Here is a 5707-nt window from a genome sequence, read left to right as displayed (position 1 = left end):
GCACTCTCTTCCGGGTGTGGACCTCTCACGCGCACCGGACGGGCCCTCCTCGGACACTGGGGACGGATGTCTCTCCAACTCTCCGATTTTCCAGCCTCATACGCGAAAGGGTGGGCAGATGACGGGACTTCGCAGGACACACCGACGAGAAGTCGCCACGGCACGGCGGGCGACGACGGCAGGGGCGGGATCATGACGGTCAAGGGGGTGCTCTTCGACTTCTCCGGCACGCTCTTCCGCGTCGAGCCGACCGCGTCGTGGCTGGCCGCGGCTCTGAAGCGCACCGGTGTCCGCATGAGCGAAGCCGAGGCGGCCCGGACCGCTGAGCGGCTGGAGGAGGCGGGCGCCCTTCCGGGAGGCGGGAGCCCGCTCTGCGTACCCCCGCACCTGGCCGGGCTGTGGGCCGAGCGGGACCGCAGCGCGGAGCAGCACCGCGCTGCGTACACGGGGCTGGCGCGAGAGGTGCCGCTGCCCCGGCAGGAGCTCTACGACGCGCTGTACGAGCGGCACATGGAGCCGGCGGCCTGGCGCCCGTACGCCGATGCGCCAGCGGTCCTGGAGGAGCTGCGGCGGCGCGGGATACGGACGGCCGTGGTGAGCAACATCGGCTGGGACCTGCGGCCGGTGTTCCGTACGCACGGCCTGGACGCCGGTGTGGACGCCTACGCGCTGTCCTTCGAGCACGGGGTGCAGAAACCCGATCCGCGGCTCTTCCTGGTGGCCTGTCAGGCGCTGGGGCTGGCACCCGAAGAGGTGCTGATGGTGGGTGACGACCGCCGGGCCGACGGGGGCGCCGCGGCGCTCGGCTGTGCGGTGCACCTGGTGGACCACCTGCCGGTCGGGGAGCGGCCCGCCGCTCTGCGCCCGCTGCTCGGCCTGCTCGGCTGACAGACCCGGCTGCCACGCTGGTCTGGGCGGTCCCCCGCGCCGCCCAGGCCAGCCGACACGCCGGTGCCGCACCACGCCGGGGGCGGGCAGGGCACCGGATACCCCCTGAGTATATTGGCCCGGAGCCAGTCAACGCAGGAGTTGTGGAATGTCCCCGCGCAGCGCGTCGGCCAACGAGGAGATGCGCCGCCGTTCCCGTGAGCGGCTGCTCCAGGCGACGGTCGAGCTCGTCGGTGAACGCGGGTACGAGGCGACGACGCTCGCCGACATCGCCGACCGGGCCGGCACGGCACGCGGCCTGGTCTCGTACTACTTCCCCGGCAAGCGGCAGTTGCTGCAGTCGGCGGTGCACCGGGTGATGCATCTGGAGCTCGAGGCGGGCCTGGAGCGCGCCCCGTGCGCCCGGGACGGCCGCGAGCGCCTCGCACGGGCGATCGACGCGATCCTGGGGCTCGCCCGGGACCGCCCCCTGCTGATGCGCACCCACATGGCCGGGATCCTCCAGGCGGAGGGCTTCATCCAGTGCCCCGAGCAGCAGCGTCTCGCGCACCTGCTGCACGACACGGTGGCCGCCTACGGCTCCCCCGACCCCGACGCGGACTACCCGCTGCTGCGCGCCCTGCTGATGGGCGCCGTCGTGGCGGTCCTGCTGCCGGGCGCGCCCATGCCGTTCGAGAGGCTGCGGGCGGAGCTCTTCCAGCGCTACGGCCTCGACTGGGAGCTCGGCGTCCCGCCCGGCCCCGCACCCCCGCGCCCGGGCGCCTGACCCGTTCGGCCCGGCGGAACCGGCCACGCGCACGCGCCGCACTCCCGTACCGCGGCTCCCGGTGCGATCCTGGAGGGACCTGCGGGACATCTGCGGACGTCTGCGGAAAGGGGCCCACCGTGCTTCGCATCGCCGTGATCGGGTCGGGGCCGAGCGGGGTCTACACCGCCCAGGCCCTGGTGCAGCAGGGGGACGTCCCCGGAGTGACGGTGGACGTCCTGGACCGGCTGCCCTGCCCGTACGGGCTGGTGCGCTACGGCGTCGCCCCGGACCACGAGAAGATCAAGTCCCTGCAGGGCAACCTGCGGGCGGCCATGGAGCACCCGGCCATCACATTCTTCGGAAACGTCCCGGTGGGGGACGACCCGCGCGGCCTCCCGCCGCGGCGGCTGCTGGAGCTCTACCACGCGGTCGTCTACTGCGTCGGGGCCGCGGCCGACCGGCGGCTCGGCGTCCCCGGCGAGGACCTGGCCGGCAGCTTCTCGGCCACGGAGTTCGTCTCCTGGTACAGCGCCCACCCGGACGCGGCGCCGGACGGGTTCGTGCTGGGCGCGCGCTCCGCGGTCGTCATCGGCGTGGGCAACGTGGCCGTCGACGTGGCCCGCGTGCTGGCGCGCGGCGCGGGCGAACTGCACGGGACCGACGTGCCGCACGCCGCGCTGTCCGCCCTCGCGGCCAGCCGGGTGACGGACATTCACATGGTCGGCCGGCGCGGCCCCTCGCAGGCGAAGTTCACCACGAAGGAGCTGCGCGAGCTGGGAGCCCTGTCCGGTGCCGAGACGCTCGTACGGACGCAGGAGGCGGCGCTCGACCCCGCGTGGGACGATCCCGCCGGGCTGCCCGCGGTGGGGCGGCGCAACGTCGAGGTCCTGCGGGGCTGGGCCGAGCGCCCGCCCGGCGGCCGCCCGCGCCGTATCCACCTGCGGTTCTTCCTCCGGCCGGCCGCGCTGCTCGGTGGCGGCGACGGGGCGGTGCGCGCCGTGCGCTTCGAGCGGACGGCGCCGGACGGGCGCGGCGGCGTCGTCGGCACGGGCGAGTTCGAGGAGGTCGAGGCCCAGCTGGTGCTGCGCTCGGTGGGCTACCGCGGGGTGCCGATCGCGGGGCTGCCGTTCGACGCGGAGCTGGGCGTCGTGCCCCATGCGGCGGGCCGGGTCCTGCGGGAGGGCGTCCCGTCGCCGGGCGAGTACGTGGCGGGGTGGATCAAGCGCGGCCCGACGGGCGTGATCGGCACGAACCGCTCGTGCGCGAAGGAGACGGTGACGTCCCTGCTGGCCGACGCCGGGGCGCTCGCGGCACGCCGGCCCGGGCCGGTGGAGGACGCGCACGCCGTCCTGCGGGCGGCGGGGCGGGAGCCGGTGGAGTGGCCGGGCTGGCTGGCGATCGAGGCCGCGGAGGCCGCTCTCGGCGAGGGGCTGGGCCGCGGTCCGGTGAAGATCCCGGACTGGGAGGGGCTGCTGTCGGCGGCCCGCGCCCGCGGCTGATCCCCGGGCCCGGCGCGGTCAGGCCGGGGTGCCGAGGCGGGACGCCTGGTGCCCGGCCGCGGTGAGGACGGTGCCGAGCAGGCCCGGGAAGAGCGCTTCGAGATCGTCGCGGCGCAGGGCGTTCATCTTCGCCGTGCCCCGGTAGATCTGCCGGACCACGCCGCTCTCGCGCAGCACCCGGAAGTGGTGCGTCGTCGTCGACTTGCTCACGGGGAGGTCGAAGACCGAGCAGTTCAACTCGCCCTCGACCGCGGCGAGGTCGCACACGATCTGCAGGCGCATGGGGTCCGCGAGCGCGTGCAGCACACCTTCCAGGCGGATCTCCGCGCGGTCGGGGTGCTCCAGGGAGCGGCCGCTCGACGACGGCCGGTTCTGTGCTGGCACGGCTCCTCCTCCGGGTGCGTCGGGCTGCTCCGCGACGCCCCCATTGTACGAGAGGCATCGTAGTTTGACATCCCTCGTACTACGATGACTATCGTACGAACCGTTGCCCGCCGCGGAACCCGCCGCGCCGGGAAGACGTCGCCGTGCATCGCCGTGAAGCGCATAGGAGCCTGCCGTGACCGCCCTGTTCACCCCGTACACCCTGCGTTCGCTCACCATCCCCAACCGGGTCTGGATGGCCCCGATGGACCAGTACAGCGCCGAGGTCTCCGGACCGGGCGCGGGCGTCGCGAACGACTGGCACTTCGCGCACTACACCGCCCGCGCGACCGGCGGGGCGGGGCTGATCCTCGTGGAGGCGACCGCGGTCAGCCCGGAGGGCCGGATCAGCCCGGCCGACCTGGGACTCTGGAACGACACCCAGACCGAGGCCCTCCGCCGCATCACCTCCTTCCTCGCAGAGCGCGGCACCGTGCCCGGCATCCAGCTCGGCCACGCCGGCCGCAAGGCCGCCACCGAGCGCCCGTGGCGCGGCAACGGGCCGGTGGGCCCGGAGGAGGCCTGGCAGACGGTCGCCCCGAGCGCCGTGCCGTACAACGAGGGCCACCGCGTGCCCACCGAGCTGACGGTGGAGCAGATCCAGGAGATCGTGGGGCAGTTCGCGGACGCCGCGCGGCGCGCCCTGGCCGCCGGATTCCAGGTCGTCGAGCTGCACGGGGCCCACGGCTACCTCATCCACCAGTTCCTCTCCCCGCTCAGCAACCGCCGCACCGACCGGTACGGCGGGTCGTTCGAGAACCGGACGCGGTTCGCGCTGGAGGTCGTGGAAGCCGTGCGCGGGGTGTGGCCACGGGAACTGCCGGTGTTCTTCCGGGTCTCGGCCACGGACTGGGTGACGGAGAACCCCGAGGACGGGCGCGACGGCTGGACCACGGGCGACACCGTGCGTCTCGCGCACGAGCTGCGGGCGCGCGGCGTGGACCTGATGGATGTCTCCACGGGCGGCATCACCTCCGGCATCCGCATCCCCACCGGCCCGGGCTACCAGGTGCAGTTCGCCCGGCGGATCCGCCGGGAGTCCGGCCTGCCGACCGCCGCGGTGGGCCTCATCACCGATCCCCGGCAGGCCGAGAAGATCGTCGCCGACGGCGACGCCGACGCCGTCCTGCTCGGCCGCGAGCTCCTGCGCGACCCGCACTGGCCCCACCGCGCGGCGGTCGGACTCGGCGCGGCCAAGCGCTTCCCCGACCAGTACGCCTGGGCCGTCTGACGCGCGAAGCCGCACCCTCCGTCCGGGACACACGTACGGCTGAATCTTCCGGGCGCGGATACGTACGGGTACGTACGGATCCGCGCCCTGCTCCGCGCGGCCGTCCGCACGGCCCGGATCCGGGGCCCGGACTGCGGGTGCAGCCCGTCCTTCGCGTACGATCCCGTACTTGCGCAACTGCCAGCAGTTTGTTTACAGGGAGGGGCGGCAGCTGTGGCTGCACGACCTTTGCACGAGATCGTCGAACCGGGCTGGGCGAAGGCCCTGGAGCCGGTGGCGGGCCGGATCGCCGCGATGGGCGACTTCCTGCGCTCCGAGATCGCCGCGGGCCGTACGTACCTGCCGTCGGGCGCCAACGTGCTGCGCGCCTTCCAGCAGCCGTTCGACGACGTCCGGGTGCTGATCGTCGGTCAGGACCCGTACCCGACGCCGGGTCACGCCGTGGGGCTGAGCTTCTCCGTCGCACCGGAGGTACGGCCGCTGCCGGGCAGCCTGGAGAACATATACCGCGAGCTCCACACCGACCTGGGGCTTCCCCGCCCGTCCAACGGGGACCTCACGCCGTGGACCCGGCAGGGCGTGCTGCTGCTCAACAGGGCGCTGACCACCGCCCCGCGCAAGCCGGCCGCGCACCGCGGCAAGGGCTGGGAAGAGGTCACGGAGCAGGCGATCCGGGCGCTGGTCGAGCGGGGGCGCCCGATGGTGGCGATCCTGTGGGGCCGCGACGCCCGCAACCTGCGGCCGATCCTGGGACAGGTGCCGTCCGTGGAGTCGGCGCACCCCTCCCCCATGTCGGCCGACCGCGGTTTCTTCGGCTCGCGGCCGTTCAGCCGGGCCAACGACCTGCTGGCGCGGCAGGGCGCCGCCCCCGTGGACTGGCAGCTGCCGTGAGGTCCGCGGCCGCCGTCGTGACACCGC

6 protein-coding genes are annotated in these 5707 nt (G+C 74.2%); 5 read left to right on the top strand and 1 reads right to left on the bottom strand.

The annotated features are described in order from the left end of the window. Positions 1-192: 192 nt before the first annotated feature. From V7793_RS32265 to V7793_RS32255, 3 genes are all read left to right on the top strand, one after another. Entirely contained in the window at positions 193-888 is a 696-nt protein-coding gene (locus tag V7793_RS32265; protein ID WP_336013257.1) for an HAD family hydrolase, read from the top strand. Between the two features lie 148 nt (positions 889-1036). Next, the gene (locus V7793_RS32260; RefSeq protein ID WP_336013256.1) at positions 1037-1654 is read left to right on the top strand and encodes a TetR/AcrR family transcriptional regulator; all 618 of its coding nucleotides are present in this window, start codon (positions 1037-1039) and stop codon (positions 1652-1654) included. 119 nt (positions 1655-1773) lie between these two features. Then, positions 1774-3135, top strand: coding sequence for an FAD-dependent oxidoreductase (locus tag V7793_RS32255; protein ID WP_336013255.1), 1362 nt, complete (start codon positions 1774-1776; stop codon positions 3133-3135). A gap of 18 nt (positions 3136-3153) precedes the next feature. Here the strand turns inward: V7793_RS32255 and V7793_RS32250 are convergent, their stop codons facing one another. After that, complete coding sequence (locus tag V7793_RS32250) at positions 3154-3519, bottom strand: ArsR/SmtB family transcription factor (protein WP_336013254.1); 366 nt, start codon at positions 3517-3519, stop codon at positions 3154-3156. A 175-nt stretch (positions 3520-3694) separates the two neighbouring features. Here V7793_RS32250 and V7793_RS32245 point away from each other — a divergent pair, with 175 nt between their 5' ends. Both V7793_RS32245 and V7793_RS32240 read left to right on the top strand, forming a co-directional pair. Next, complete coding sequence (locus V7793_RS32245) at positions 3695-4789, top strand: NADH:flavin oxidoreductase/NADH oxidase (RefSeq protein ID WP_336013253.1); 1095 nt, start codon at positions 3695-3697, stop codon at positions 4787-4789. A 213-nt stretch (positions 4790-5002) separates the two neighbouring features. Beyond that, complete coding sequence (locus tag V7793_RS32240) at positions 5003-5680, top strand: uracil-DNA glycosylase (protein WP_168095420.1); 678 nt, start codon at positions 5003-5005, stop codon at positions 5678-5680. Positions 5681-5707 lie beyond the last annotated feature (27 nt).

The organism is Streptomyces sp. KLMMK (assembly GCF_036961605.1).
GTDB classification, from domain to species: Bacteria; Actinomycetota; Actinomycetes; order Streptomycetales; family Streptomycetaceae; genus Streptomyces; species Streptomyces telluris.
This window is presented reverse-complemented; position numbering and strand designations above follow the sequence as displayed.